The sequence below is a fragment of the bacterium genome, assembly GCA_024742285.1.
Taxonomy (GTDB): Bacteria; Myxococcota_A; UBA9160; order UBA9160; family UBA4427; genus UBA4427.
In genome coordinates this window covers 1-2,078 of sequence record JANSYR010000040.1, presented here as the reverse complement: position 1 = coordinate 2,078, position 2,078 = coordinate 1, and the positions used below count along the sequence as shown (strand labels likewise).

Annotated in this window: 1 protein-coding gene; it reads left to right on the top strand. The window is 41.3% G+C overall.

The window, feature by feature from the left end; all coding sequences use genetic code 11:
* Nucleotides 1–2,078 (top strand): hypothetical protein (locus tag NXI30_28995; protein MCR9098278.1); only part of this gene is annotated, 2,078 nt, incomplete at both ends.

Genomic DNA, 2,078 nt, shown 5'->3' with positions numbered 1-2,078 from the left:
ATAAGTGGAGCAATAATGCCACGACGAAAGACCTGAGTGGTCTAGCTGCGGGCACGTATTCAGTGGTAGTAACAGATGCAAACAGTTGTACGGCGACGGCAAGTGTGACGATCACAGAGCCAACGCCTGTAACGGCCAACTACTCTACAATCGATGTAACTTGTTACAATGGTTCTGATGGAAAAGTTAATGTAAGTGCTTCTGGTGGTACTTCTCCTTATAAATATCTATGGAGCACAGGTGCAACAACTCAAGAAATTTCTGGACTTTCTGCAGGAACCTATTTCGTAGTGGTAACTGACGCAAATGGATGTAAGATTACAAAGGAAAATATTGTCGTTGGTCAGCCAAGTCAACTAAGTGTAAATGCAACAAGTAATTCTCCAGTATGTGAGGGTGGGTCAATTAACTTAGATGCAAATGGAGGAAATAGTTACTCATGGACAGGCCCTGCCGGCTTTACTTCTGTAACGAAGAATCCGAGTATCCTAAATGCTTCAACTACTCATGTAGGTATTTATACGGTGACGGTTTCAGACTCTAAAGGTTGTTCTGCAACTGCTACTACGGAAGTTAAGGTGACAGATATTCCTGATTTTGTAGATATCATTGATGAAATATGTGTTGGAAAGGATTTAGTGCTTATTGCACCAAATTATGGAGCAGGATATGCTTATAAGTGGACAGGTCCACAAGGGGCAACATCAAATACAAGAACTCTAACGGTACCAAATGCTCAGCAAACGGATGGTGGTACTTACATAGTAACTGTTACTTTCCAGAACTGTTCATTCGAAGGTTTTGCAGATATTACTGTTTTACCTAATCCGGAGCCTCCATTAATTAAAATTGATGGACCGAAAGTAATTTGTACTACTGGTTCTGTGAAATTGATAGCTGAAGAATGTACAGGAACTGTTAAATGGTCAACGGGTGCTTCTGGGTTTACTCTAGTTGTTTCTGAACCGGGTACTTATTATGCGACTTGTACAGTTGGAGAATGTGAGAGTCCAAGTTCTAATCCAATTACAATTGAGAAAGGATCTGTGCCTGATAAGCCTACAATTACTACGGACAAAACAATTTGTTGTGATGGCGAAAAGGCGACATTAACAGCTTCAGCCTGTAATGGTAATCTGAAATGGAGTACAGGAGCTACAACACAATCTATTACAGTAGGAGTTTCTGGTTCATATACAGTTACTTGCTCAAACAATTGTGGAACAAGTTCTGCTTCTGAGCCAATTGAAATTCAGGTTGGAGAAACTCCGACAACACCTGTCATTACAGTAGAGAATCCGGAAATATGTACTGGAGAATTTGCAACATTGAAAGCTACCAACTGCAATGGAACGGTTTATTGGAGTAATGGTGAAATTGGTAATACAATTCAAGTGTCTGCAGCTGGCAAATACACGGCATATTGCAAAACAATTTGTGGGGTATCTGACAATTCAAACGAAGTTGAAGTGAAATTTGGTAATCCGCCAAACCCACCTGTGGTTACATGTCAAAACGAGAATTTATGTCCAGGTCAATCAGCTAAATTAACCGCTGAGGGCTGCGATGGAACAGTGACTTGGAGCAATGGTCAAACAGGTGTTTCTATCACAGTGACAACAGCAGGTATTTATACGGCAACTTGTACAAATAATTGTGGTACTAGTGCTAAGTCTAATGAATTGATTATTACAACGGATGAAGTGCCTGATGCACCAACAATCAGTTCCAATAAGACAGAAGTGTGTGGTGATGAGAAGGCTACTTTAACTGCAACAGGTTGTGATGATGTAATTACCTGGAGTAATGGTTTAAATGGCACTACCATATATGTAGAAGCGGGAACATACACAGCAACGTGTAGCAATGCTTGCGGAACATCAGTGAAGAGCAACACGGTGACGATTGGTCAGGGTAATCCTCCAAGTGCACCGACGATCTCAAGTAATAAGACGGTATGTTGTGACGGAGAGAAGGCTACATTAACAGCACAAGGATGTACAGGCACAGTGAAGTGGAGTACAGGTGAGAGTGGATCGAGTATCCAGGTAAGTACTTCAGGCACCTATACAGCAACT